Consider the following 25,934-nt stretch of genomic DNA (forward strand, 5'->3'; position numbering starts at 1 on the left):
TTATAGATCATCTAGTTGACAAATCTTCTATAATACTTCGTCTTGCGAACAAGCCGGCATTGCGACATATAGCGGTACGTGGTTTTCTTCTGCGTATGGCTGTTGTTGTTTTTTCTTCGGATGCAGACATAATGCCTTTTGGACACGGAATATACGCGGAAGCCTCTGCGAACGCAGCGCCCGACCCAACCGGAATCGGTGCCAGACTTCTTAAACTCGGGGAACGGGACACGCTTCCAGACTGATTTCCGGAAGACCAGCGTGCCGCCCTTGACGCTGCGGCTATACTTCCATTCGCCGCCACGGCGGAACACCATCAGCGCCCGCTTCGCTTTGAAGTAGAGGAAGGCGGTATGTTTGCCGACGATGGACGCCTTGCCGCGTTTAATCGCTCGGGCGGTTTCCCTAAGAAACTTAGGGCCGTAATAATCATCGTCGTCGAACTTGGCGATGATGCCGTTCTCAGCGAGATTGATGGCGTAATTCAAGCATTTTCCGAGCTTGAATTTCTGGGAAAGCTGGAATACGCGGACTTCGTTTTCAGGGTATTGGCTTGCCCGCTGTCGATAGAGCTCGATATCCATGTTGTCGTTGTTCAAGACAATGATCATTTGTTTATTCTTCCAAAGCTGACGATCGTAATTCTCGAATACGTTGTCAATGCAGGAGGATCTCATCGTACAGGCGATCACAGTGATCATCTTAGTTGTCATCTCCATTCGATGTAGGTTGAAGCTTAGCTTTGCGCCGATTCCATAATGTATTTTTTTTGATTTTGTACAATTTTTTGCTGATAATCTTCTGATACAGCTTAAGGAATGAATCCGTCATAATGATATCTGAATAGCGGGTTCTCGCATAGCGTCTGCATTTGCGGGCTGTGGGCAGCCTTTTGCGGTATCTGACCTTCATCGCCATGCCAGATGTGGTTTTGCACAAGAGCTGCGGTAATCCCCGAAGCACCTCGGCCACTCCGCCCTTCCGAAAGCCGAGCACAGGCGTACCGCTGGCTAGCGCTTCGATGAGGACAAGACCGAATGGTTCATCCCAAGTCGACGTGAACAGGACACAGCTGGCATTGGCAAGAAGCTCGTGTTTGCGGTCTCCTCCCACGGGGCCAACGTAGCGGATTTGTTTGCCCAGATACGGTTTGATTTTAGCGTTGTAATATTTTTTGTCATTCAGCGTACCGGCGATGATGAGCCGTCTGCCCGTTTTCTTGGCCACCTTGATGGCTAGATGGACGCCCTTTTCTTTGATCAATCTTCCCAAGAAGAGCAGGTATTTCTGTTTGGTGGATTTAAAGGTGTAATCCCCCATACGGATTCCGTTGTGGACCGCGTAGCCTTTTCGTTTCCCATATTTGCGCAGGATGAATCTGCTTACGTATACGCGAATCTGCACGTTTGACTTGATCCCCTTGGAATGGGACTGACAGATGGTCGGAATGGGCGGATTCGCTTTCGCGACGATGCCGTAGTGATCGTGAATGATGTCCACATCGGATGGGAGGTTTTTTATAATGAAATCGAGTTGCTCTTTCGGATCGTCCGATTCATATTCAAACGTTTGGGTAGCATTCGAGGTCGATCCTTTCTTGGCAAACAGAAACACCTCATGCCCCCGTCTGACCAATTCTTCCGTCAAATAATGAACATCGCGCTGCGTGCCCCCGTAATCCTTCGGAGGGACAGGAATCGTATTGGTTGAGATTTGAGCTATTCTCAAAATATCCACAGCTCCTTAGGTCAGTGTCTTCCATAGGCGTTTCTTTGTAGGATATGAATAGACTCTTGTGCAGGGCACGGCGCTTTCATCAAGATCAGCGGCATTTTTTTCTTGCGTAGTGTGCGGCCTATACCAAGTGAAAGCCGTTTTCATAGAATAATAGAAGTTGATTAGAAGGGAGAGAGGCTTTTGAAGGGATTGATTCTCTGTGCGGGGAAAGGAAGTCGATTATATCCGTTTACCCATAGTCGTCCGAAGACGCTCATACCTGTCGCAAATACTCCCCTATTGCAATTATCGCTTGTGAAATTAATAGAGCTCGGCATAGATCAGGTCGGCATAGTAATTCATCCATCGCAGGAAGCTGCCATTCGTGAGCAATTCGGTGAGGGAGAAGCGCTTGGCATTTCAATCTCGTACATCTATCAGTACGAGGCCAAAGGAATTGCGCATGCAGTCAAGCAAGCTCAAGCATTTATCTCGGAGGAAGCTTTTTTACTGCTCCTGGGGGATAATCTGATTTCCGCTCCGTTATATGCGCTGAAGGATGACATCGAGCTTGGCGGGGTACAAGCATCTTTGCTGCTCGCGAATGTTACGGCTCCGAAGGATTACGGCATCGCGGATATTCGGGATGGGCGAATCATTAGTCTTGATGAGAAGCCGACGATTCCTAAGTCCAATTTAGCGGTGCTTGGTTCGTATGCCTTTACTAAAGATATTTTCACGGCGATCGACGAAATTCGACCTTCCAAGCGGGGGGAGTACGAGATTACGGATGCGATTCAACGGTTAATCGATAAGCGTCTAGTTGTCGCGTATCATGTTACCGATCAGTTGAACATAGATGTCGGTACGATGGACCGGTGGCTGGAGGCTAATCAGAAATTGCTTAGCGCAGATGCTTCGAAAAATCGGATTCACGAGTCCGTCAGGTTGGAGCGGTGCACGATCGTGGAGCCTGTATCCATCGATAAGGACTGCGTGCTGAAGGATTGCCGGGTCGGGCCGTACGTGTCCGTGGGCGCTGGCTCCAAGCTGGAAAACTGTCATATCGAAAACAGCGTGATTTTGAATGGGGTTCATGCGCAAAATCCTCCATTTGTATTGAAAAATGTTATTCTTGGCGAGCATTCAATCGTCGCCGGTGTGAACAACGACGAGGGAGTGAATGAACCTTGAAAATTTTAATAATTGGGACGGGCTACGTAGGGGCTACGACCGCCATGGTATTTGCAGAGTCGGGCTGGCAAGTCACGGGACTTGATGTCGATGCTTTCAAAATTGAGCGGCTGAGGCAGGGACGTTTGCATTTTCACGAGCCCGGCCTTGAAGATCTTATATCAAAGCACGTGAACAGCGGCCGATTACTCTTTACTACGAATAAAGAGACGGCTATCGCTGAGCACGACGTCATTTTTATTTGCGTCGGAACGCCTTCGCAGCTGGACGGAAACGCGGACCTGCGCTACATTCAACAGGCAGCTGAGGACATCGGGTACTGGATGAACGACTACAAGCTAATTGTCACCAAAAGCACCGTCCCCGTAGGCACGCAAGAGCAAATAAAAATGTGGATCGAAGCGTCTCAACGGGAAACCTACTCCTTCGATGTTGCTTCAAATCCCGAATTTCTGCGAGAAGGCAAAGCCGTGGAAGATGCCTTGCGGCCGGATCGTATCGTAATTGGCACGGACAGCGCGAGTGCAACGGAGCAGCTTCAAGAGCTTTACAGAGGGTTTAATTGTCCTTGGATCGTAACGAAGCCTCGGACCGCAGAGCTAATCAAGTATGCGTCCAATGCCTTTCTCGCCACGAAAATATCGTATATGAACGAGCTTGCGAGACTTTGTGATGAGCTGGAAATCAACGTTAAAGAGGTTGCCGATGGAATGGGGCTGGATCCTCGGATCGGACCAAGCTTCCTTCAAGCCGGTCTGGGGTATGGAGGCTCCTGTTTTCCGAAAGACGTCTCGGAGCTTGTCATGACATCAAAAAAGCACGAAGTGAATCTTCGTATTCTGGACCAAGTGATGGAAGTTAACCGCCTTCAGTTTGCTTATTTGATTGACAAGGCGAGGTCGCGGCTGGGAGGCTTTACGAACAAGAACATTGCGGTACTGGGGCTTGCGTTTAAGCCGAATACGGATGATATCCGTGAAGCGCCAGCACTACGGGTGATTCAAGAGCTGCTGCTCGAACAGGCAAAAGTAAGATTGTTTGATCCCGTTGCCAAATTGCCAGTCCATGATTGTTATGATTCGGTTACGGTCTGTGGATCGGTGGAAGAAGCCTTACAAGATGCAGAAGCGATCATCCTGTGCACCGAATGGACGGAGTTTGGACAGCTGAATTGGGAACACCTAAAAGCGCTACTTTGGCAGGCCAATTTCTTCGATGGTCGCAATATGTTGGATGCTTGGCGGATGCGGGAAATCGGTTATTATTATCAAGGCATTGGCAATGATTATTAGCCGAAGTCATTCGACATAACGACCATTAGAGAATGCAAAATCAGCTTAATAGGTGCTGAAGCCTATCGAATGTTCCGTCAAGCCGCATGCGGCAAACAAACAGTTTAATACGAGCCGTCCACCTAAGGAAGGCTTCTTTTTTTTGTATCGCAAATAGTTAGTCTATATTAATTGATTCTCTTAGAGGGATGATCTGTGTTGTGCAATGGTGGTCAACAGCATTCTACGGATACATAGAAATCAGGTAAGAAGGGTATGTTATTCCTGCGGTAAAGTTTACATAAACTGGGGGGAATCGTGTGATTGGGAAGGGTTTTGGGAGGAGAACAAGGGTATCGAAGGTCTTCCTGGATAAATCAACCTTACATCAGAGCGAACGCCTCTCCTCTTCTCTAGAAGAAAACAAAACCAAACTTCTTGCAATCTTCGAAAGCTGCGCTGATGTTGTCTTTCGCCCATTTTATATTGGCGGGCAACGATACGCCTTCCTACTATTTATTGATGGATTAATCGATAGCACGCAATTGGATGAATCACTGTTAAAGCCACTCATGTCCAGTATGCCTTCCGAAATACCCCATGATGCTCCAGAACTTCTTCCATTCCTTCAAAATCGCCTCATCATGATTTCCCAAGTGAAACAGACGGCGGAATTGGTTCAGATTGAACGCGAGATACTACATGGTTCAGTAGTGATATGCGTGGACAACCAGGCAGAAGCAATTGCAGTCGGCTTGCCGGGAGGTAACACCAGAGCCGTTGATGAGCCTGCTTCCGAAAGTACTGTACGCGGTTCCCGTGACTCATTCACCGAAGTTCTTAGCACGAATACGAGCTTGATCCGCAGAAGAGTTCGATCCTCCCGGTTGAAAATCGAAATGCTCACGGTCGGAGAAATCACGCGAACCGACGTTGCCATCGCCTATTTGAAAGGGATTACGAACGAATCCACCTTGCAAGAAATAAAATCGCGAATTCAAGACATTGAAATTGACGTCGTGCTGGAGTCCGGATACATCGAACAATTAATCGAAGAGAAAACGTACTCCCCTTTTCCTCAATTTCTCGTGACGGAACGCCCCGACTATCTCGCTGCGGCCTTACTGCAAGGGCAAGTCGCGATATTTACCGATGGCTCCCCGTTTGCGATCAGCGCTCCGATGACGTTCTGGGGGTTTATGCAGGCCGGCGAGGATTATTATGAACGCGTGCTGTATATCAATGCCATTCGAGTGATCCGGTTTATCTTTGCCATGATTGCATTACTGCTGCCTTCTCTTTATGTTGCGCTTACGACCTTCCATCAGCAAATGATTCCGACGAATCTTCTGCTTAGTATAGCCGCGGCTCGCGAAGGGGTTCCTTTTCCAGCGTTGGTTGAAGCCATAATAATGGAAGTGACGTTCGAGGGCTTAAGGGAAGCCGGCGTCCGCTTGCCGAAGCAAGTGGGACAGGCGGTCAGTATCGTTGGAGGTTTGGTCGTCGGTCAAGCTGCGGTACAGGCGGGCATCGTGTCCGCTCCGATGGTAATTGTCGTGTCCTTAACGGGCATCGCTTCGTTTACCATCCCGCGGTATAATTTCTCCATTGCTTTCCGGATGTTACGGTTCCCCTTGATTATCCTTGCAGGCATGTTCGGTCTTTATGGCATTTCAATTGGCTTGTTGGTGATTCTAGTCCATCTCAGCGGGTTGAAATCATTTGGGGTTCCCTATCTGTTTCCGGTGGCACCCGTTACCTTGCAAGGCCTCAAAGATGCGCTGTTCCGCGCTCCCTTGTGGACGCTGTATCTCCATCCGCAGACGGTCGGCAAGAAATCAAGTAGAAAGGGGAGAGGCTGATTTGCCTGCGCGCATGCTTCTCTTACTTCTGTTCGTACCGCTGCTAAGCGGCTGCTGGGATCGGGTCGAAATGAACGACATCTCTTTTTTTATGGCTTCGGGCTTGGATTTATCGGAAGACGGAAGATTGAAAACGACGATTCAAGTACCGATTCCCGCAGGAGTTGGCGGCGGCGAGAGCGGCAAGGCATCGACTGGCACTTTCGGAAAAACGTACTATGCCGTTTCGGCCATCGGCACGAACATTTTCGATGCTGAGAGACAAATCCAGCAAAAGAATTCCCGCCATTTCTTCAAAGGCCAGCGCAGAGTCGTGTTTATTGGCGAAGCGCTTGCGAGGAAGGGCATCCAAGATATTTTGGACAACTATGCGAGGGATCCGAGAAGCCGGTTGCGGACTTATATTGTCGTGGCGAAAGGCATCGAAGCATCCCAGCTCCTTCAAAACGATCATCCCACCGAACGTATTCCGGCAGATGAAGTTCGAGAGCTGGAACGTTCCGGGGTCGGCACATCCGTGACGTTTCGCGACTTCTTGATGACGCAAGCCAGGGGTGGAATCGTGCCCGTGACGGGAGCTATCGAGCTGGTGCCGCCTTTGGTGGATCCGAGTAGCAGCGCGGCATCCAAATTCAAAATGTTCCGACTTTCCTCGACGGCCGTGTTTAAAGACTATAAATTAATCGGTTACTTAAACGACATTGAAACGCGAAGCCTGCGGTGGATCAAAAACGAATCCAAAGAAGAGCATTTCGGAGATACGCTTCCCGAACTTAGCGGAAACATCGGCATTGTATTGAATGACCTTAAATGCAAAGTCAAAGTCACCATGAACGGCAACCATGCGCGAGTACGCATCCAGCTTCGGGGCACGGGCACGATCAATGAATCGAACGTCAATTTAAAGCTGAGCCAATTGTCGAATATGACGCTCATCGAAAAACAATTCGGTGAATTAATTTCGCGGCAAACGTTGCAGACCGTGAAGAAAGCCCAGACGGAATGGAAAGCCGACATTTTCGGGTTTGGATTGCATCTGCATCAATTTCATTATCAGACGTGGAAGAAGGTTCGTACGCAATGGGATACGATTTTTTCCGAAGCCGACGTCGACGTAACGGCTGAAATCCGCCTTCACCGAGCCGGAATCATTGGGAATTCCTTTGAGCATCAAGGAGCGGAGAAGAAATGATCATGCTCTCGCTGCTGTTTTTGTTGGGATTTGCATCCATGGCAGGGATTCAATTTCGCTATATGCGCCATTCGGCTTCCAAAATAGACGTGATGATCGTTTCGATCCTATTACTTGGCTCCGCATTGTTGGGATTTCTAATAATTTGGCATGTATCAATTCTCAGTCCGTCGGTTCTCATCAGGAAATGGTTGCTGTTTCTTGTTGAATGAACCTGCTGGAAAGGTAGGTTTCAATGGAGACTTATGGACCGAATGATCGGATTTCGAATTTGGAACTTTGGATACTCATGTTCGTGTTTACGATGGGCAGCTCGCTTAATTTGCAGATCGGTTACGTTGCAGGCCATGATTCATGGATATCAGCCATCCTTGGCACGATAGCGGGGCTCGGAATCAATTGGATTTACGCATTCTTATGTCAGAAATATCCGCAAAAATCATTAGTCGAAATCGCGCACATCTTATTCGGGCCATGGCTCGGCAAATCGGTCGGTTTATTGTATACCTGGTATGGCGTTTTCCTCGGGGCCTATGTGTTGCGCAATTTCACGGATTTGGCGGGAGCCGTTCTGCTGCCGAAAACGCCTTCCTTAATCGTAGGAAGCATCATGATCTGCGTGGTTGGCTGGACGGTATTCAAAGGGGTGGAGGTCATATGCAGATGCGCGATTATATTAATGGTGCTTACCGTGGTTTCTTCCCTCCTGATACAACTATTATTGATACCGGATATGGATCCAAAGGCAGTACTGCCGGTCTTTGAAAGCGGCTGGACGTCCATCTTCAAGGGTGCTGGACAAATCGCCACCGTTACTTTCGGAGAGACCGTTTTGTTTTCCATGCTCATTCCATATGTCAATCAGGCTGCCTCCGTGCAGAAAACCGTCCTTTCCATGGTGGCCGTAGTAGGGGTGTTCATTGTCGTTCAGGTTTTCGCCGTTATCATGGTATTAGGGGAAATAATGAACAACCAGCTGTTTCCCAGTTATACCGCTTTGACGTATGTCGGGGTCGGAGACTTCATTGAACGCATCGAGCCGTTCGGGTTTACGGCGTGGATTTTCAATGAATTTACCAAACTATGCGTCTGTTTATTTGCAACGACTTTAGCTTTCTCGCAGACGATCGGCAGTCGGGATTACCGATTCTATATTATCCCCCTCGGGCTGCTGGTTCTTATCGGATCCATTATTATTCATCCCAATCAACTGGATCTCGTCGAATTCGTCAAACATATTTGGCCGCTGTATTCGGTTCCTTTTCTGATTATCGTTCCGCTTTGCATGCTTCTCGTCTCTATGATAAAGCGAAAAAGCTGGAACTTGAAATAGTGTCGCACCAGGGGAATCAAAGTGAACCAAACTATGTATATTTTCATCGAGCAGCCGATTAAATTACGTTCAACACATAAGGAGTCACCGATGTTAGATAAACGCTTATATTTATCAAAGATGAGCATCTTTGAAGTATTGACCCCTGATGACTTGGCGGAGCTTGATCATATTTCGCCGATGACCCATTTTAGTCCAATTCCTAAAGGAAGCTTAATACAAACGCCTGAAACAGCTAAAGACGGACTGTTTTTTCTTAAAGAAGGTAAACTTCGGTTGTATAGAACGAATATGGAAGGTAAGCAATTTACTCTAGCCATTTTGGGCAAAGGCAATGTTTTCGGAGAGATCGACACGTTCTCTTTTGGGACGAAAGGACTTTATATCGAAACGATTGAGGAAACCTTAATTTGCTCGGTGCCCAAACAAGATTTTGAACATTTCTTGGCAGAGCGTCCGTTACTCGCCATGAAAATGCTAACGGAATTGAGCAAGATTCTTAAGGAGCGGGACGGCATGCTCGAGAAGATAGCACTTGGCGATGTCCGAGATCGCATTCTCCATTTATTACTCAAGCTTTCTGAACGATTTGGAGTAGAGGATGGAGAGTATGTAAGGATTGACTTGCCGTTAACGCATCAGGAAGTTGCCAATATGGTTGGGGCCACGCGCGAGGCAGTCTCTGTGATTCTGAAGACGCTAATGAGGGATAATGTTATTCAAACCGGGAGGAAATCGATATCCATTTCGCCCGTAAAAGTAGCTGAAATACTGGAGTTGACTTATTCGTGAAGGATTGAAATAACTCTGCGGCTTCTGGAGATACTTGTTCGAGACTGCTCACTTGCATAGCAAGTTTGCAATGATACAAACGCAGATTTAGACAGATTGCTATACCGCTTGCATTTGACGCATGTGGCCCCACATACATAGTTTGAAATAGAAAAAGCGGCTGAACAGGATATACTCCTGATCAGCCGTTTATTTTTTATAATAGCAGTTGCATCCGTGCGTGAACTGCACCTCGTTTGCTTAGCCTAATTTGATGCCGATCGATGCATTGTCATCAGGTGTTCCGAGCCAATATCCATAGGCGATGGCTGCTTTAACAAAATGGTTCAATGCTTCCGGAGAAGGAGGACCCGGTGGAACCGAATCAGATGGACGGCCGATTTCAACGAAGAAGTCTCCCATGTTCGCCGTCGAGGCGACTACCAATGTTACGGTTTCATTCGTAGCATTTCTCCAAGCATGCTTTACGTCTCCCGGAATATCAACCGTTTGGCCGGCGCGAACGGTTTGCCAGCTGTCATTCGTGAACGCTTCAAGTTCTCCAGAGAGGACAACAAAGGTTTCGCGATCCTCGTGACTGTGAACAGGAACGACCACACCTGGAGGAACTTCTGCTTCCATAAGGCTGTAATCCCGATTATTCGCTAAATCCGTTAACAGTTTGATACGTGGTCCCATAACATCCAAAAAAGTTGACATAATTGTATTCCTCCATAAATTTATTTTTTTATGATGATAAGCTCTAACAAAGAATGAACTCTTATTTATTGATAGCCGATATACTAGCGTGTTATAGCAGTTTTATTTGTGTAACACAGCAACGTCACCGCTCCTTTCTTGCTTGATTCCTATCATAGTGTCTTGCTATCTAGTTATCAGTAATCTATTTCACAAAAAAAGATACGTCGTTACTTAGCAACGTAAGTATCTGTAGCTGTATTCGTTGTTATTCATGTTGAACAAGTTTGTTTCTGCAGATTCTACATTATAAGTTCCCGCATACGATTCCGATTTATTTGCATTGTAATCTGGATTACAGAAGCCGAAGATTTGGTAGTTTAAGATGAATGTAACCATCATTATCGGTTTCAGAAAAGGCTTGGAAAACGTTGGCTCGCAGCTTTGGCTGATCGTTGAACGATTTATTTCAATTGATTCGCGTTGAATCGTCAAGACATTAAACAAGCCCGAACGGGCGGGAGAACGGTGGAGAAACTGGGAGTGTTTAAAACGTATGATGCGAAATATAAAAATGAGATCGTCGATCTGATTCTGTTCGTTCAAAATTCGGAATTTCAACTAAGTATCGGTATTGAGGAGCAGTCCGACATACTTGATATTCCAACGCATTACTTGGCTAACGGAGGAAACTTCTGGGTCGCTCTAAATGAAGGCGGAAATGTAATCGGATCGATTGGATTGCAGCAGCTCACGGAAGACCTTTACATCTTGAAGAAGTTTTTTATTTATAACGAATACCGGGGCAAAGCATTTTCGCTTGGACTATTCAATGAATTAGTCATGTATGCGAAGCAGCAAGGGATAAAGACGATTATCTTAGATACGCCATCCATCGCGACGCGATCGCATCGCTTCTACGAAAAGAACGGATTCAAGGAAATATCCAAACATGACTTGCCGGTTTCTTATGACTATCCGGATCGGGACTCATTACTTTACCGGTTGGATTTATGATATCGAACCTTTTTGTAAGTTAGATTACAGATATTAGTCGCATGCTGAGCTAAGATGAGCATATAACAAGGAGGGATGAACAATGAATAGATTTGAAAATCCCAGGTTGTTACTATTGTCGCAATTCAAAATATTCGAGTCGCTCCCAGCGGATATTATTCATGAAATCGATCAGTTGACTATGGGGACGAACTTAAATACGCTGCCTAAGAACTGCATTATCCAGACGCCGGGTAACCAAAGGAATGGATTGTTTTTCGTCATCACGGGCAAACTTCGTTTATATAAAACCAATTCGGCAGGCAAACAATATACGGTTTGCATTCTTAGCGAAGGCGGGATGTTTGGCGAAGTCAAATCGTTTTCTCTAGGCACAAGCGGAACTTACGTGGAAACGATGGAAGAAACGATGATCTATTCGATACCATCCGAACAATTCGAGCCGCTTTTAAGCAAATATTCGGAACTCACTTTGCGATTCTTATCGGAAATGAGTACGAGATTGCGAGATCAGGATGAGTTAGTAGAAAAACTTGTCTTTAGAGATCTTCGAGGAAAAGTGCTTTACTTTCTGAACCGGCTTTCAAAAAAATTCAGCGTGGAAGAAAACGGATATCGCAAAATAGACATCCCGCTGACTCATCAGGAATTGGCTAATATGGTCGGCGCTACAAGAGAAGCGGTATCGCTTGTATTACAGGAGCTCTCCAACGAGGGGATTCTCGCTACCAGCCGAAGAACGGTCATGATTGATATCGAAAAAGCCATGGAAGAACTGTCTTGATCTTTCAATTGGAATATTGCTTCTTCGGTTGCAGGCTGGATAGGATTCGAACAAAAACAATACGTCAGAGGAGGAATCAACATGTCCAATCAACAAGTCCAGCTGAATATTCGATTCAAAGCCAAACCGGGGAAAAGAGAAGAATTCCGCAAGGAGTTATCTTCCCTTATCGAAGAAATGTCATCCGAGAAAGCATTCATCAGCGCCATTGTCTCCGATGACCTGGATCAGCCGGATGATTTGGTTATTTATGAAACATGGCAAGGCACGAGAGACAGCTGGCTTGCGGAAGAATTCACAAAACCATATCGCAAGAATTACGAAGAAACACTGGGCGATTTAATCATTGATAGAAGCGTCAGTTGGCTGGAACCGAAGGGCGAATGGGGAAGTCGAATAACGAACGCGTAAAGGCTGCCGCTGATATATTTGGTGAAGCGCTCGGTCAAGTCCTGAGTCCGCCAAGATTACCGTTCCGCTGAGCCGCCCCCTTTTCGGATAACCATCGTTTTCAAATCAGGCAGAGGAGTCTGTACACAGCTCCCTGCCTGATTTTCACATCCCGGCAGAAAAAAAGCCATCCTGGATAAAATCAATATTAACGGGATCGCCACTAGAGAACAGGATCGCATTGTCCGAAGTATATTCAGAAACGAGCGCTTCTTACCGAGAAGAACAGCAGGAAAAATGGATGGAGTAAACCAGACTAACGGATAGCCTAGAAAGCAAAAACCCGGCTGTAGCCCTATTAAGGGCTGCTGCCGGGTTTTTCGGATCAGATCAAGAAAAATGCTTACCTGCTGTAATCGTAGTTCCCCATTCGCCCGTCGGTGTGTAGAAACTCAGTTCTCTTCCCAACAAATATTCTGCTGCTCTAGTATAGGGACCTTGACGGTAAGCTTTGGATTCTTCTTCTGCCAGCCTTTAGAGCAGTTCCAGATTTCATAAAATACAATTTCTTCAGGATTATCAATATTATTATGAACAATTGCATTTACAAATTTACAAACAACCTTTTGAATTGTGTAGCTATTTATCTGGGTCATGCCAGGTAGCAGTTGAGGATATATAAGCTTCAACAAGAGGAGGATATATAATGAAGGCACTTTCCTATTGCTGAGGAGATTCCCAAGAAAAATGAGACATCAAGCTAATGTTATAAATGAATTTAAACGAACGTGGGGTAATTTACATATGCAGTCACCTTTGCGATTATCGTCGTCCAAGCTTTTCGCATCGCTCCCAAGCGAAATATTAAATGAGCTGGATCAATTAGTTTCTATAACGGACTTTCATTTTCTGAATAAAAAGACTGTTATTCAAACACCAGGGAACGAAAGGGTTGGCTTGTCCTTCGTCATTGAAGGAAAGCTGCGCCTCTATAAAACAAACTCGTCCGGAAAGCAATATACGGTCGGCATACTGAGTCCAGGAAGCATGTTTGGTGAGAGTGACTCATTCTCGCTTGGGACTCATGGGAATTATATTGAAGTCATTGAAGACGTATGTTTTTGCTCAATTCCGAAACAGTCTTTCGAAAACTTATTAGTAAAATACCCGGAACTGATCGTACGAATTTTGAAGGAGTTAAGCACGCGATTGAAGGAGCGGGACGAAATGTTGGAGACAATAACCTCGAAGGACCTCCGAGGTAAAGTTCTATTTTTCCTGTCGAAATTATCATCCAAATTTGGCATCGACAATGATGGAAATCAAAAAAACGATCTGCCATTAACTCATCAGGAGCTTGCTAATATGATTGGTGCTACTAGAGAAGCCGTATCCGTTGTCTTACAAGAGCTTTCCACTGAAGGCATCATAAGTACAGGGCGGAACTCAATCCTTATTCACAAAGAGAAATTGAATGAAGTTAGAATCAAAAAATAAACGACATACGATTGCAGCAGCTATCTTCAAGGTCTTAGTTGAGCTACCTGTTCATATTTTTAGTAAGACGGTTGAACCTTGCAAGGAGGGAGAGCTACAGATGTCCTTGGCTGTGCAGTATAAGAAGATGAACATCGAAGGGATAGAAGTCTTTTTTCGCGAAGCAGGGAATCCGCGCAATCCGGCCATTATTCTTCTTCATGGATTTCCTAGCTCCTCCCACATGTTTCGGGATTTGATACCTTTATTGGCCGATCGCTATTATGTCATTGCACCGGACTATCCTGGATACGGAAACAGTAGTATGCCTTCAGTGGAGGAGTTCTCGTATACGTTCGAACATCTATCTTTGGTTATTGAACAATTAATTAATAGACTTTGCATTCCTCGATATATTTTGTATTGTCATGATTACGGCGGACCTGTCGGTTTCAGGCTCGCGATCCGGCATCCGGAGCGCGTATTAGGTTTCGTTATTCAGAACGCAGTTGCACATGCTATAGGGCTTGGGCAGCCATTTGATTTGTTCAAGGCCCTTTGGGCAGATCCGAGTCCCGAGAATAAGAAAGCGTTCGCCACGCTTGTCGATATTGAGTTCACCAAGAAGCAATATACCTTTGGCGCGTGCAATCCTTTTCTAATCAGTTCGGACGGTTATGCAATGGACCAATTCTTCCTGGATCGGCCGGGCAATGCCGCCATTCAGTTGGCACTAGGCTATGATTACAGAAATAATGTAGAACAATATCCGAAATGGCAGCAGTATTTGCGTACTTACCAGCCTCCAACCTTAATTGCTTGGGGCAAAAACGATTTTATATTCACATTGGCAGGGGCGTACGCGCTCGAAAGGGAACTAACCTGTGTCGAACTCGTGCTGTTATGTGGCGGGCACTTTGTCCTTGAAGAAGAGAGCTTCACGGTTTCTAGATTAATCAAATCATTTTTTTGCCGGGTTTACGAATTTTAGTGATGTAGTTTATGAAATGAACAAATGTAACGGAAAAACGGATAGCGCGGATAACTACGACTAACGAAATCACTCGACTAACGAATACGGCAAGATGCACTTTGTAAAATCCAAGTATAGACACTGCTACTAACTAGTACATTACATAGTCGCGCAATTTCGAGCTTTTCGTATCCTAGTCAGTCGGGGCTGTCGTTTTTCAAGCCGACGATATGCGGGATTATGGTTCGGCATGTCTGGCGAAGGCCGGCAATGAAGCCGAAGGCAGGGCCATGGGTATGGCTGGCCAGCGGCCCGGTAAAATAAAGTCCGGGTATGCTGCTCTCAAAGTGCTCGCTTAAAAGAGGGAAGCCATGGAAGGGAGCGGGTTCCCGGAGGACGTCTCTGGAAAGCTCGGGCGCCAAGAAGGGCACGTTATCCAAATCGATGCGGTAACCGGTGGCGCTGACCACATGGTCTACTGCGCGTGTCTCGCCGTTAGAGAGCGCGAGCAGCGCTTTGCCGTCGTCCCGTACATCCGCCCGGACGATTTCCGCGCCGCCCGTCGCTTTCACTTTGCCTTCCACGTAAGGCTTCAGGAATAAGGCAACGCTGCCGCGTCTCGGCGTATTCCAGCGCTCCTGCTTCTCTTCGGGAGGCTGGCGGTAGAACTGCTCGGCCGATTCGATCAGACGAAGTCCGGAAACGGCATTGTCTTCCCCGGAGAAGCGAACTTCTTCTCCGCGAAACAGCAGCTCCGCGTCACAGCCGGCCAAATGAAGCAGCGCCGCCGCTTCCCAGGCGCTCTGGCCGCCTCCGACGACGGCAACCGAGCGGCCGCGAAAGTGATCGAACGAGGTTTGGCCGAATGTATGCGTCAGCAGCGATGGAGGCAGCGAATGCAGTACTTTCGGGACGTAGCTGAAATGCTGCAGCCCGGTGGCGACGGCGATATGAGCGGCTGACAGGCGGGAGCCCGTTCGGGTGACGATGTCAAAAGCACGCGGAGTACGCGTGATTTCAGCTGCTAGGTCAGACGTAAATGAAATGCCGGCCTGAAGGGCGAACCAGAAGGCGTAATCGACGAATGCGGGGCGCGGAAACGGAGAAACGAGAGAAGTTCCGGTTTCTTCGCAGAATCGCTCAATCGTCCATCTGTCAGCGCTGTCCGAGAGGCTGATGTGAAGCGGATTGGTGCGGATGAACATCGTCTGCGGTATCTGCTCCTTCCAGAAATGCATCGGCTGTCCAAGCAGTACATAGGAGAGACCGGCGGCCTTGGCATGCGCAGCCAGTGATATGCCGTAAGGGCCTGCTCCGATAATGGCGAGATCGACCATGGAAAACCCCTCCTTGATGTTAATAAAATACGTTGTGCGAGCTGAGCTGCATGTTGACAGCATAGACGTTTGATGCTAAATTCATTATTGCCAGTAGGAATAGTAGGAATTGTATATCCACCGGAAAACCGGAGAATGCGCTTTGTGCATCTCTGGTTTTTTTTATCTCATGAGGAGGGAATAAGTTGAACGACATTATTAAGCATTTGCAGGCACATCGCTCGATTCGTAAATTTAAGCCGGATCCGGTGACGGAGGAGCAGTTGGCCTCGATACTGGCTTCCGCGCAAGCGGCATCCACGTCATCCAATATTCAAGCGTACAGCGTTGTCGGGGTGCGCAATAAGGAGACGAAACGGCAATTCGCCGAGCTTGCAGGCGGCCAGAAGCATATCGAGGAGGCGCCGCTTTTCCTTGTATGGTGCGCGGATTTGAACCGGCTGCAAACAGCGGTCCGACTGCACGAAGACGATGAAGACAAAGAGCTGACGCAGAACGTGGAAACGTTTGTGCTGGCGACGATCGATGCCACGCTTGCTGCTCAAAACGCGACGATTGCGGCGGAATCGGTCGGACTTGGCATGGTTTACATCGGCGGCATTCGCAACGACCCGAAACGGGCGGCGGAGCTGCTCAAGCTTCCTCATCTCGTTTATCCCGTATTCGGCATGTGCCTTGGCGTGCCTGACCAGGAACCTGACATTCGTCCTAGGCTTCCGGTGGCTGCGATTTACCACGAAGAAATTTACGATGACGAAGTGTTCGCAACCAGCATTAAAGACTATGACGAGACAACGAAGTCTTATTATGCCTCCCGTGCCGGCGGCAGCAAGGATACGTATTGGTCCAAAGAAATGGCGTCACGCTTTCGCAAAGACCGGCTGCGCCACCACTTGCAGGGTTTTATTGAAGGTCAAGGCTACCGCTTCCATTAATCGAAGCCTTTGCTGCTAAGACAAGGACAGCGCCCATACGCTATGGGCGCTGTTTGTCGTCATCTTGCGGTTTCGCTCAGATCCGCCTGAAGCCGCTCGGCGAGTTTACGATGGAATACAGGAAGCAGCTTCGTCCCGGAAATCGTCGCTTCTTCAAGGTTCGGATAGCCCGAGAAGATGAAGGATGTGATGCCGATCTCCACGTATTCGAGCAGCCTGTCGGTGACTTGTTCAGGCGTGCCGACGAATGCCATAGCGCCGCCTCCGCGAATGGCGGACAAGCCGGCCCAGAAGTTCGGCCCAATGACATAATCGTTTGCTTTGGCGAGTGCGCGGACTTGGTTCTGACGCTGCTGGCCTTCCGATTGCGAGCCGCCAAACTGAATTTCGTTCGCGTCGAGAGTTGCGTTGTCGACTTTACTGATGATCAGCTTCGCCGCCGCCCATGCCTCCTCCTCGGTATCACGGATGACGACCTGCGCCCGAAGGCCGTACCGAATCGTGCGGTTGATGCCATCGCGCTCAAGCAGCTGCTCGCGATGGTGTTCTACCTCCGCGATCTGTTCTTTAATCCAGTCGAGAGGCTCTGCCCACATGAGATAGACGTCTGCGATTTCGGCAGCTGTCTTCTTCGCTGCCGGCGAGCTTCCGCCGAAGTAGAAAGGCGGATGCGGACGCTGCACAGGCGGTGGATAGCTCTTGCCTCCCTCAATGGAGAAGTGTTTGCCATTGAAATCGAACGTTGACGCGGCGCCTTCCGGATTACCTGCCGCAAGGTTGCCGCCGGCAAGGAACTGGCGTCCCTCCGCGCCATGCGATCGAACCCACAGCTCGCGAACGATCTTGATATATTCCAGCGTCCGTTCGTATCGCGCTTCCTTGTCGTATGCCAGAGGGTCTCCCATTGCCTTCATGTCCTCCGGCGAACTGCCGGTTACAATGTTGATGAGCGCACGGCCGCCGCTCACCTCATCGAGCGTTGCTCCGATTCGCGCAGCAAGCGCCGGAGCGATTAATCCGGGGCGCATCGCAACAAGCGGTTTGAAGACGCGCGTATGGGCCGCGAGAGTCGCGCCCATAATCCAGGCGTCGCTGCAGGTGCCGCCGGTCGGGATGAGGGCGAACGTATAGCCGGCATTTTCTACCGCCTGAGCGACACGAATCATGTAAGGCGTGTCGACGACGCGTTCCGATTTGACGCCAATGTAAGGGCCGTCGCCCCTTGTCGGCATATACCAGCCGAATTCAACTTCAGGTGCATAATTGATTGCCATCTGCTGAAACCTCCGTTCTTAGTTTAGTATGAATAGGTTACTCCGCCGCTTTGCTCAGCGCCCAAATCTGCTTATGCGCGTTATCCGGACGGGCAAGGCCGAGATTCTCGCGAAGCGTGGCGCCTTCGTATGCAGTGCGGAACAACCCGCGGTTCTGCAGCTCCGGCACTACCTTGTCAACGAACGTTTCGAAGCCGGAAGGGAAGAGGGGAGGCAGGATGTTGAAGCCGTCGGCCCCGCCTTCGGCTAGCCATTTCTCGATAAAATCGGCGACCTGAATGACCGAGCCGGTGAACGAAACATGGCCATGCCCGGCATAGCTGCGGCTCAGGAACTGCCTAATGGTCATATTGTCGCGGCGCGCGGCGTCAATGACAACTTCGTGGCGGCTCGTAATACCGTTGTTCGAGAAGCCATATGGCTTCGATTTATCGACCGGAACCGGCGCGTCAAGCGGATATTCGGACAGGTCGACTGTAAAATAATTAGACAACCGCTTCAGCGATTTGGCGGAGTCGACCAGGTTGAACAGCTCATCTTCAAGGTCGCGGGCCTCGGCTTCCGTATCGGCTACGATTGGGCTGAGCCCCGGCATAATGAGCAGCTGATCCGGCGTTCTCCCATACTTGGCCAGCCGGGATTTGACGTCCGTGTAGAACTCCTGCGCGGCTCCAAGCGTCTGTTGGGCGGTGAATATCACTTCCCCCGTACGGGCGGCCAGCTCCTTGCCGCTTTCGGACGAGCCGGCCTGGACAAGAACAGGATAGCCCTGCGGCGGACGGGGAATGTTCAGAGGGCCTTTGACGTTGAAATATTTGCCTTTGAAATTAATATCATGCACCTTATCTTGGTGAAGCGTCACATCGCTCGCCCTGTCATAGACGAGCGCATCCTCTTCCCAGCTGTCCCATAGCTGCTTCGTCACTTCGACAAATTCTGTACCGATATCGTAGCGTGTCTCCGGCTCGGGATGACCGGGCTTGCCGAAATTATCCGCATCCGACTGCGAGTGTCCTGTCACGATATTCCATGCGGCGCGGCCTTTGCTGATATGGTCTAGCGAAGCGAATTTGCGAGCGACATGATAAGGATCGTTATAGGTCGTGCTGACAGTGGCGATAAATCCGACATGCTTGGTCAGAGCCGCAAGCGCCGACAACAGCGTGAACGGCTCCAGTCTTCTGCCGAGGCCGGAGTAGTTGTCCGCCGTGAATAAGGAATCGAATAGTCCGCGCTCGGCAATTTTCGCCAGACCGGCATAATAATCCAAACCCAGATCCGCAATAGGATCGCTGGAGGGATGCTTCCAAGCTCCGGCATGATGGCCGGCTCCACGAATAAATACGTTAAAATGCGCTTGTTTCTTTGACTGTTCCTTGTTTGCTCCCATACCTCTCACCTCTGTTAGTAGGGCCCATCGCATAGAAACGGACAAAAAAAACCGGACCCACGCTGAATAGCCATGGATCCGGTTGACCGGTCTCTAACGCTGGGTAATCCCATCGTTTTACTCGAAATACTATAGGATCATTTGTCAATCGTCAATGACTATTTTTCAAAAAAAGTTCGGCAGTTGAGGTTGACAATATCTAGGAGCCGTTGTTATAGTAAGACCCAAGTTGAACCAAAGCATACAAAATTCATCGGATTTATTGGTTATAGCGATTTTGGACCAAATAATCGACCGTACACTCGGAGATGTCTGATCAGGTTTCTTTATGAAACCGACCGGATATCTCCTTTTTTCATTTGGATACGGGCAAGAGGATAGGGGGATATCAATGGCGGGCTTGCAGATCAATCATCTTTACAAACGCTACGGTAAAGATAAACATCCGGTCGTAAAGGACTTCCACATGACGATCCGGGATAAGGAATTTATCGTATTCGTCGGCCCGTCCGGCTGCGGCAAGTCAACGACGCTGCGCATGATTGCCGGCCTGGAAGACATTTCGGAGGGCGAGATCATCATCGACGGTCAGGTGGTCAACCACCTGCCGCCGAAGGATCGCGACATCTCGATGGTGTTCCAGAATTACGCGCTGTATCCAAACTTAAGCGTATTTGAGAATATCGCGTTCGGCCTTCGGATGCGAAAGCTGCCTAAGCACGAAATCGATCTCGCCGTGAAGAAGGCTTCCCGAATTCTGGAGATCGAGCCGTATCTGAACCGCAAACCGAGGCAGCTGTCGGGGGGACAGCGTCAGCGCGTCGCTCTTGGCCGAGCGATTGTCCGCAACCCCAAATTGTTTCTCATGGATGAACCTCTATCCAATCTGGATGCCAAGCTGAGGGTATCGATGAGGATGGAAATCATTAAACTCCATAAGGAGCTGGGCAGTACGTTCATCTACGTAACCCATGACCAGGTGGAGGCCATGACGATGGCCGACAGGGTCGTCGTCATGCGCGACGGCATCATTCACCAGATCGACACGCCCGAGCACATTTATTCGAATCCGGCCAACACGTTCGTCGCCGGTTTCATCGGATCGCCTCAGATCAATTTCATTCGGGGCAAAATCGAAGAGAATGCGCTTGGCTTGCTCGAATTTCATACCTCGCGGTTCAAGCTAACGATTCATGGCGACATCGCGGCCGCGCTCCGGAAGCACAAGCAAATCGACAAACAAGTCATTCTCGGCATAAGGCCCGAGAACATCAGTCTCGAAGCGCTGTTCTCGGAGGCCGTCATCACAGGCACTTATCGATTCGCCGAGCTTATGGGCGCTGACCGCTATCTCTATCTCGATATCGGCCAGGACAATTTACTCATTGCGCGCGTCAGTCCGGCCGTACATTTCGAATCAAACGAGACGGTTCGATTAGGGCTGGACACGTTGAAAATGCTGTTCTTTCACCAGGAAACCGGCGAACGGTTTTCATTCTAAACCATGCCGGAAGGAGAGAGCGTTTTGAAAACACGTTTTTGGAGGAAGGCGAGTGGAGCCGTGCTGGCGGCCGGCTTGCTGGTATTCTCCGTGCAGGCTGCACTGCAGCATTACAGCAGTCCGAACGGCCGGGATACGGTTGCGGCGGCAGCTAATGTGGACGATGTTTTGCATACGCCGCCGCCTGCCGACCCCGGAGAGGGAGAATTGACGTATGCCCAGGCTTTGAGTTCGTGGAATAGCCAAGGAATCCAAAGCGCAAAGACCGTCGTCACGGTTGCCGCGGGAAGTCCGCAGGCGGTTTCGAATGCAGGAAAACTCTCGATCGGCGAATCCGGCGGCAAGGCCGGGGTACTGCGCTGGGATTCTCCGGACAAAGAATGGGCAGAATTCAAGGCGGTCGTCCCTGAGGCGGGGCTGTACGAAATCCGCCTTTCCTACAAGCCCGCTACCGGTGACGGCAGAACGGCTCCAATCCTGTGGGAAGTGAATATCGACGGCAAGCGGCCGTTCGCGGAAGCGTCATCCGTTGCGCTATACCGCACCTGGCAGGATGTCCGGCCGATCTTGAAGAACGGAGACGGCGATCAAATTCGTCCGAGATCGAAGGATATTTCCGATTGGAGCACCAAGCCGCTGGTCGATTCGGCAGGCGCTTTCGCCGGACCGCTGCAATGGTATTTTCCGAAGGGAACCCATACGATCCGGTTCTCGGGCTACGAGCCGGTGGCGCTGGAGCGCATCGAGCTGGCGCCAAGCGAAACGCCGGGCAGTTATGCGGAAGTTTCCGCCGGCTATCCGGCGGGCGACGCTAAGGGCGCGGGACCGATTACGATCCAAGCCGAAGATTTTGACTATAAGAACGATACAGCCATTAAATTATTCTCGGACCGCAATCCGCGCACCCTCCCGAGGGCCAAAGGCCGCATCACCTACAATACGGTCGGCGGGGCAAGGTGGGTCGACCAGAACCAGGAAATCACGTGGGACTTCGAGGTGCCGGCGAGCGGACGGTACAAATTCGCATTCCGCACGCTGCAGAACGTCATTTCCCAGAAAACGTCGTTTCGGACCATTCGCGTCGACGGCCATGTTCCTTTCAGGGAGTTCCAAGCCTTCGCCTTTCCCTATTCGCCCAGCTGGCAAGGACAGGTGCTCGAAAACACGACAGGCAGCCCCTATGAAGTTTTCCTTGATGAAGGGAAGCATACGATTTCGCTGGCCGTCACTCATGCCCCCGTCGAACCGATGATTGCCGAAGTCAAATCGGTGTCGCAAGAGCTCGATGCGGTCGATTGGGAATTGCGGGCATTGACGGGAGCGGTCGTGGACCGCAATCGGACCTGGATCATGGAACGGGATTATCCGGAAATGCCGGATAAGCTGCAGCGCATCGCGGAGCGGTTGGAGCTGCTGTCTCAGACGAGCGTGCGGATCAACGGAAACAAAGATTCCATAAGCCAGGGAATGGCCACGGCAGCCAAGGATATCCGTTCGCTGCTTAAGAAGCCGGAGGAAATTCCGTATAACGTCGAGGAAATCGCGTCGATCCGGGAGAAGCTGAACCTCTTCATCGAGACGCTGCTGAAGCAGACGCTCCAGCTCGACGAAATCTACGTAGCCCCGAACGGGGCTGACTTTCCGGGCATGAAGGCGTCTCTGTGGAGCAGGCTATGGGGCGGTATCCAAAATTTCAGCTATTCATTCGACAGCAGGGACAGCATTACGAAGCTCGAAGAGAAGAAGCTGAATATCTGGGTCCAGCGCGGGCGCGATTACGTAGACCAGCTGCAGCAGCTTGCCGACGAATCGTTCACGCCGGAGACCGGCATCGAGGTAAAGGTTAATTTGCTCGCGAATCCTGAACTGCTGCTTATGTCTAATGCCGCCAATGTTCAGCCCGATCTCGCGCTCGGATTAACCCAGGATTTGCCGGTAGATCTCGCCATTCGGGGAAGTCTTGCAAACTTGTCCGAATTCAATGGGTTCGACAAGCTTTACGAGCAGTTCAGTCCCGGTTCCTGGCTTCCTCTTAACTACAACGGCGGGCATTACGGCACGCCGGAAACGCAATCGTTCCAGGTATTGTTCTACCGGGAGGATATTCTGAACAAGCTCGGCATCCCGGTTCCGCAGACATGGGAGGATGTCTACGATATCCTGCCGACGCTGCAGCAGAATTACATGAACTTTTATATCAATCCAACGCAATTCTCGCAATATTTCTACCAGAACGGCATCGATTTCTACGAACCGGACGGCTTAAAGACCGCACTGGACAATCCGGAGGCGTTCAAGGCGTTCAAGCAATGGACGGATCTGTTCAACACGTATGCGATCGAGAAGGAAGTGCCGAGCTTCTATCAGCATTTCCGCGACGGCACGATGCCGATCGGCATATCGGATTACAACATGTACGTGCAGCTGGCTGCGGCCGCGCCCGAGCTGAATGACCGCTGGAAAATAGCCGAAATACCCGGCGTTAAACAAGCGGACGGCGCGATCTCCCGCTGGGCGGGAGGCGGGCAGCGCACCGACGTCATCTTCAAACGGTCAACGAAGAAGGAGCAGGCGTGGAAGTTTCTGCAGTGGTGGTTGTCCGCCGACGTTCAGCAGCAATATGGAGCCGACCTTGAAGCCATTAACGGCGTCGCGTTCCGCTGGAATACGTCGAACGTGCAGGCGTTCAGCCGCCTGCCTTGGAAACGGGAGGACGCCGAAGTGATCCTCGAGCAATGGCGATGGTACAAGGATATCCCGAACGTACCCGGGGGCTACTACCTGGAGCGGGAAGCGAACAACGCCTGGAACCGGTCGGTTATCGGCAAGATGAACTATCGGGCTTCGCTCGAGCAAGCCGTACGCGACATTAACCGGGAGCTCCGCAGGAAGCAGGAAGAATTCGGCTTCATCGATGCCGATGGCAAGCGGCTTAAGCCGTTCAAGCTGCCGAATGTCAACAAACCATGGGAAGGGATCGACCGCTATGTTAAGTAGATTACTGTCCTATCGGGCGGCGTACCGGGTAACGGCAACCCGTGAGAGGGAGACAAACGTCATCCTGAGCAAGCTATGGTCCAGCCGGATATCGTATTTATTCATCGCCCCGTTCATGCTGATCTTCGGCGCCTTCATCGTCGTACCGGTCGTCATTGCGATTGGATTGAGCTTTACCTATTACAACGCGGTCGAGCCGCCTCGTTTTATCGGATGGAGCAATTTTCAATATTTAATCTCGCAGGATCTGCTGTTTTTGAAATACGCGCTTCCCAATACGTTCAAATTCGCGATCATCGTGGGACCGGGCGGTTATATCGCGGGCTTTATCGTGGCTTGGCTCATCTCGCTCTTGGGCAAAAACGTCCGCAAGTGGATCGCCTTGGCAGTCTACACGCCCTCGCTCACGATCGGCATCGCGATGACGGTCATATGGCTGCCGCTGCTGTCCGGGGATCGAATCGGTTACCTAAACAGCTTTCTGCTCGGGCAAGGCTTGATCGACGTGCCGAAGCTTTGGGTGACCGACCCCGCGCTGCTGATGAATTCGATGATCGCCGTGTCGTTATGGTCGAGCATGGGCGTCGGTTTTCTGGCGATGCTGGCCGGCATATTAAACATTGACCCCATTCTGTACGAGGCGGGGCGTATCGACGGCATCCGAAGCAGGCTGCAGGAAATCTGGTATATCACGATTCCATCCATGAAACCCCAGATGCTGTTCGGCGCCGTCATGGCGATCGTCACGACCTTCAAGACGGGAGCGATCGGCGTGGAGCTGTCGGGCAAAAACCCGACGCCGGAGTACGCCGGGCATCTGATCGTCAACCATATTCACGATTTCGGCTTTATCCGTTTCGAGATGGGCTATGCGGCGGCAATTTCGGTCTTTCTCCTGCTGCTGATGTACGCATCGAATAAGCTCGCTTGGGGATTGTTCGGAAGCAAGGAGGAGTAATCATGCTGAAATCATTCTCCGTATCGAGAATCGCTCTTCATCTGGCCATGGCCGCCTTCGCGGCGTTCATGCTGATTCCAATCATTTATATCTTCAACCATGCGTTCAAGCCGTATCACGAGCTGTTCGTCTATCCGCCGAACTTCTTCGTCAAGGAGCCGACGGTACAGAACTTCATCGAGCTGATGTGGGTCACGTCGAATTCGATTATTCCGCTTTCCCGTTACTTGTTCAACAGCTTCCTGATCACGGCTGTGACCATCGTGGCGGTGACGGTCGTCAGCTCCTTATGCGCCTACGCGCTTGCCAAGCATGAATTTCCGGGCAAAAGACTGGTGTTCTCGTCCATCGTGCTCATGCTCATGTTCGCGCCCGAGGTCGTCCAGATTCCGCGCTACTTGGTGGTCAGCCAGCTGGGACTGATGAATTCGTATCTAGGGCACGTGCTGCCGATGGTGGCGCTGCCGGTTGCCGTCTTTCTGCTCAAACAGTTTATGGACCAGATTCCGTCGGCGCTTCTGGAAGCCGCACGCATCGACGGGTCGACGGAGTTCGGCTTGTTCCTGAAAATTGTCATCCCGGTCTGCATGCCGGCCGTCGCTACGGTCGCCATCCTGTCGTTTCAGAATTCATGGAGCAACCTGGAGACCTCGACGTTCTATATGCAGGACGACGATATGAAGACGTTCCCGTTCTTCCTGTCCACGCTGACGAACAATCTGGCGAACAATGTCGCCCGGCAGGGAGCGGCGGCGGTTGCGGCATTAATCATTCTGGTGCCGAACTTATTGTTCTTCATCATCCTGCAGCGGAAGGTCATCGATACGATGGCGCATTCGGGAATCAAATGAGGAGGGAGGGCGC

The 25,934-nt window shown here is 50.1% G+C and carries 22 protein-coding genes; 16 read left to right on the plus strand and 6 right to left on the minus strand.

Annotated features, from left to right (window positions below; translation table 11 throughout):
- Positions 1–11: 11 nt before the first annotated feature.
- Together AC0YNS_RS13655 and AC0YNS_RS13660 are read right to left on the minus strand one after the other, a co-directional pair.
- Positions 12–701: a glycosyltransferase family 2 protein gene (locus AC0YNS_RS13655; RefSeq protein WP_475781536.1), complete on the minus strand. Its 690-nt coding sequence runs from the start codon at positions 699–701 to the stop codon at positions 12–14.
- A 1-nt stretch (position 702) separates the two neighbouring features.
- Positions 703–1,728, minus strand: coding sequence for a glycosyltransferase family 4 protein (locus tag AC0YNS_RS13660; RefSeq protein ID WP_475781537.1), 1,026 nt, complete (start codon positions 1,726–1,728; stop codon positions 703–705).
- A 189-nt stretch (positions 1,729–1,917) separates the two neighbouring features.
- Here AC0YNS_RS13660 and AC0YNS_RS13665 point away from each other — a divergent pair, with 189 nt between their 5' ends.
- The 6 genes from AC0YNS_RS13665 (at position 1,918) to AC0YNS_RS13690 (ending at position 9,360) form a co-directional block, all read left to right on the plus strand.
- Positions 1,918–2,910, plus strand: coding sequence for a sugar phosphate nucleotidyltransferase (locus AC0YNS_RS13665; protein ID WP_475781538.1), 993 nt, complete (start codon positions 1,918–1,920; stop codon positions 2,908–2,910).
- Positions 2,907–4,202, plus strand: coding sequence for a UDP-glucose dehydrogenase family protein (locus AC0YNS_RS13670; RefSeq protein ID WP_475781539.1), 1,296 nt, complete (start codon positions 2,907–2,909; stop codon positions 4,200–4,202). Before AC0YNS_RS13665 ends, AC0YNS_RS13670 begins: the two co-directional genes overlap by 4 nt.
- Before the next feature lie 299 nt (positions 4,203–4,501).
- Positions 4,502–6,043 carry a spore germination protein gene (locus AC0YNS_RS13675; RefSeq protein WP_475781540.1) on the plus strand — a complete coding sequence of 514 codons (1,542 nt, stop codon included), beginning with the start codon at positions 4,502–4,504 and terminating at the stop codon, positions 6,041–6,043.
- Position 6,044: 1 nt separating this feature from the next.
- Positions 6,045–7,235, plus strand: a complete 1,191-nt coding sequence (locus tag AC0YNS_RS13680) for a Ger(x)C family spore germination protein (protein ID WP_475781541.1) — start codon at positions 6,045–6,047, stop codon at positions 7,233–7,235.
- A gap of 235 nt (positions 7,236–7,470) precedes the next feature.
- A complete protein-coding gene (locus AC0YNS_RS13685) occupies positions 7,471–8,568 on the plus strand; it encodes a GerAB/ArcD/ProY family transporter (RefSeq protein WP_475781542.1) in 1,098 nt (365 codons plus the stop codon).
- Between the two features lie 21 nt (positions 8,569–8,589).
- Positions 8,590–9,360, plus strand: a complete 771-nt coding sequence (locus AC0YNS_RS13690; RefSeq protein WP_475781543.1) for a Crp/Fnr family transcriptional regulator — start codon at positions 8,590–8,592, stop codon at positions 9,358–9,360.
- Positions 9,361–9,600: 240 nt separating this feature from the next.
- On the opposite strand, the gene AC0YNS_RS13695 is transcribed toward AC0YNS_RS13690, so the two are convergent.
- Positions 9,601–10,059, minus strand: coding sequence for a cupin domain-containing protein (locus tag AC0YNS_RS13695; protein ID WP_475781544.1), 459 nt, complete (start codon positions 10,057–10,059; stop codon positions 9,601–9,603).
- A gap of 522 nt (positions 10,060–10,581) precedes the next feature.
- Between AC0YNS_RS13695 and AC0YNS_RS13700 the strand changes: the two genes are divergently transcribed.
- The 5 genes from AC0YNS_RS13700 (at position 10,582) to AC0YNS_RS13720 (ending at position 14,696) form a co-directional block, all read left to right on the plus strand.
- Positions 10,582–11,055: a GNAT family N-acetyltransferase gene (locus AC0YNS_RS13700; RefSeq protein ID WP_475781545.1), complete on the plus strand. Its 474-nt coding sequence runs from the start codon at positions 10,582–10,584 to the stop codon at positions 11,053–11,055.
- Between the two features lie 82 nt (positions 11,056–11,137).
- Complete coding sequence (locus AC0YNS_RS13705) at positions 11,138–11,839, plus strand: Crp/Fnr family transcriptional regulator (protein WP_475781546.1); 702 nt, start codon at positions 11,138–11,140, stop codon at positions 11,837–11,839.
- Positions 11,840–11,920: 81 nt separating this feature from the next.
- Entirely contained in the window at positions 11,921–12,250 is a 330-nt protein-coding gene (locus AC0YNS_RS13710; RefSeq protein WP_475781547.1) for a putative quinol monooxygenase, read from the plus strand.
- A gap of 726 nt (positions 12,251–12,976) precedes the next feature.
- The gene (locus AC0YNS_RS13715; protein WP_475781548.1) at positions 12,977–13,726 is read left to right on the plus strand and encodes a Crp/Fnr family transcriptional regulator; all 750 of its coding nucleotides are present in this window, start codon (positions 12,977–12,979) and stop codon (positions 13,724–13,726) included.
- Positions 13,704–14,696, plus strand: a complete 993-nt coding sequence (locus AC0YNS_RS13720; protein WP_475781549.1) for an alpha/beta fold hydrolase — start codon at positions 13,704–13,706, stop codon at positions 14,694–14,696. The genes AC0YNS_RS13715 and AC0YNS_RS13720 overlap by 23 nt, the downstream gene beginning before the upstream one ends.
- Before the next feature lie 179 nt (positions 14,697–14,875).
- Here AC0YNS_RS13720 and AC0YNS_RS13725 read toward each other — a convergent pair whose 3' ends face one another.
- Entirely contained in the window at positions 14,876–16,015 is a 1,140-nt protein-coding gene (locus AC0YNS_RS13725) for an NAD(P)-binding domain-containing protein (protein WP_475781550.1), read from the minus strand.
- 185 nt (positions 16,016–16,200) lie between these two features.
- Between AC0YNS_RS13725 and nfsA the strand changes: the two genes are divergently transcribed.
- Entirely contained in the window at positions 16,201–16,950 is a 750-nt protein-coding gene (gene nfsA / locus AC0YNS_RS13730) for an oxygen-insensitive NADPH nitroreductase (protein WP_475781551.1), read from the plus strand.
- A gap of 59 nt (positions 16,951–17,009) precedes the next feature.
- Here nfsA and AC0YNS_RS13735 read toward each other — a convergent pair whose 3' ends face one another.
- Positions 17,010–18,224: an LLM class flavin-dependent oxidoreductase gene (locus AC0YNS_RS13735; RefSeq protein ID WP_475781552.1), complete on the minus strand. Its 1,215-nt coding sequence runs from the start codon at positions 18,222–18,224 to the stop codon at positions 17,010–17,012.
- 37 nt (positions 18,225–18,261) lie between these two features.
- Positions 18,262–19,614: an LLM class flavin-dependent oxidoreductase gene (locus tag AC0YNS_RS13740; protein WP_475781553.1), complete on the minus strand. Its 1,353-nt coding sequence runs from the start codon at positions 19,612–19,614 to the stop codon at positions 18,262–18,264.
- Between the two features lie 391 nt (positions 19,615–20,005).
- On the opposite strand from AC0YNS_RS13740, the gene AC0YNS_RS13745 reads away from it, so the two are divergent.
- The 4 genes from AC0YNS_RS13745 (at position 20,006) to AC0YNS_RS13760 (ending at position 25,921) form a co-directional block, all read left to right on the plus strand.
- On the plus strand, positions 20,006–21,115 hold the full coding sequence (locus tag AC0YNS_RS13745; protein WP_475781554.1) for an ABC transporter ATP-binding protein: 1,110 nt from the start codon (positions 20,006–20,008) through the stop codon (positions 21,113–21,115).
- 24 nt (positions 21,116–21,139) lie between these two features.
- On the plus strand, positions 21,140–24,112 hold the full coding sequence (locus AC0YNS_RS13750) for an extracellular solute-binding protein (protein WP_475781555.1): 2,973 nt from the start codon (positions 21,140–21,142) through the stop codon (positions 24,110–24,112).
- 115 nt (positions 24,113–24,227) lie between these two features.
- Complete coding sequence (locus tag AC0YNS_RS13755) at positions 24,228–25,070, plus strand: carbohydrate ABC transporter permease (RefSeq protein WP_475781879.1); 843 nt, start codon at positions 24,228–24,230, stop codon at positions 25,068–25,070.
- 2 nt (positions 25,071–25,072) lie between these two features.
- Complete coding sequence (locus AC0YNS_RS13760) at positions 25,073–25,921, plus strand: carbohydrate ABC transporter permease (protein ID WP_475781556.1); 849 nt, start codon at positions 25,073–25,075, stop codon at positions 25,919–25,921.
- The last annotated feature ends 13 nt before the right edge of the window (positions 25,922–25,934 follow it).

It is taken from the genome of Paenibacillus sp. J22FR21 (genome assembly GCF_056269135.1).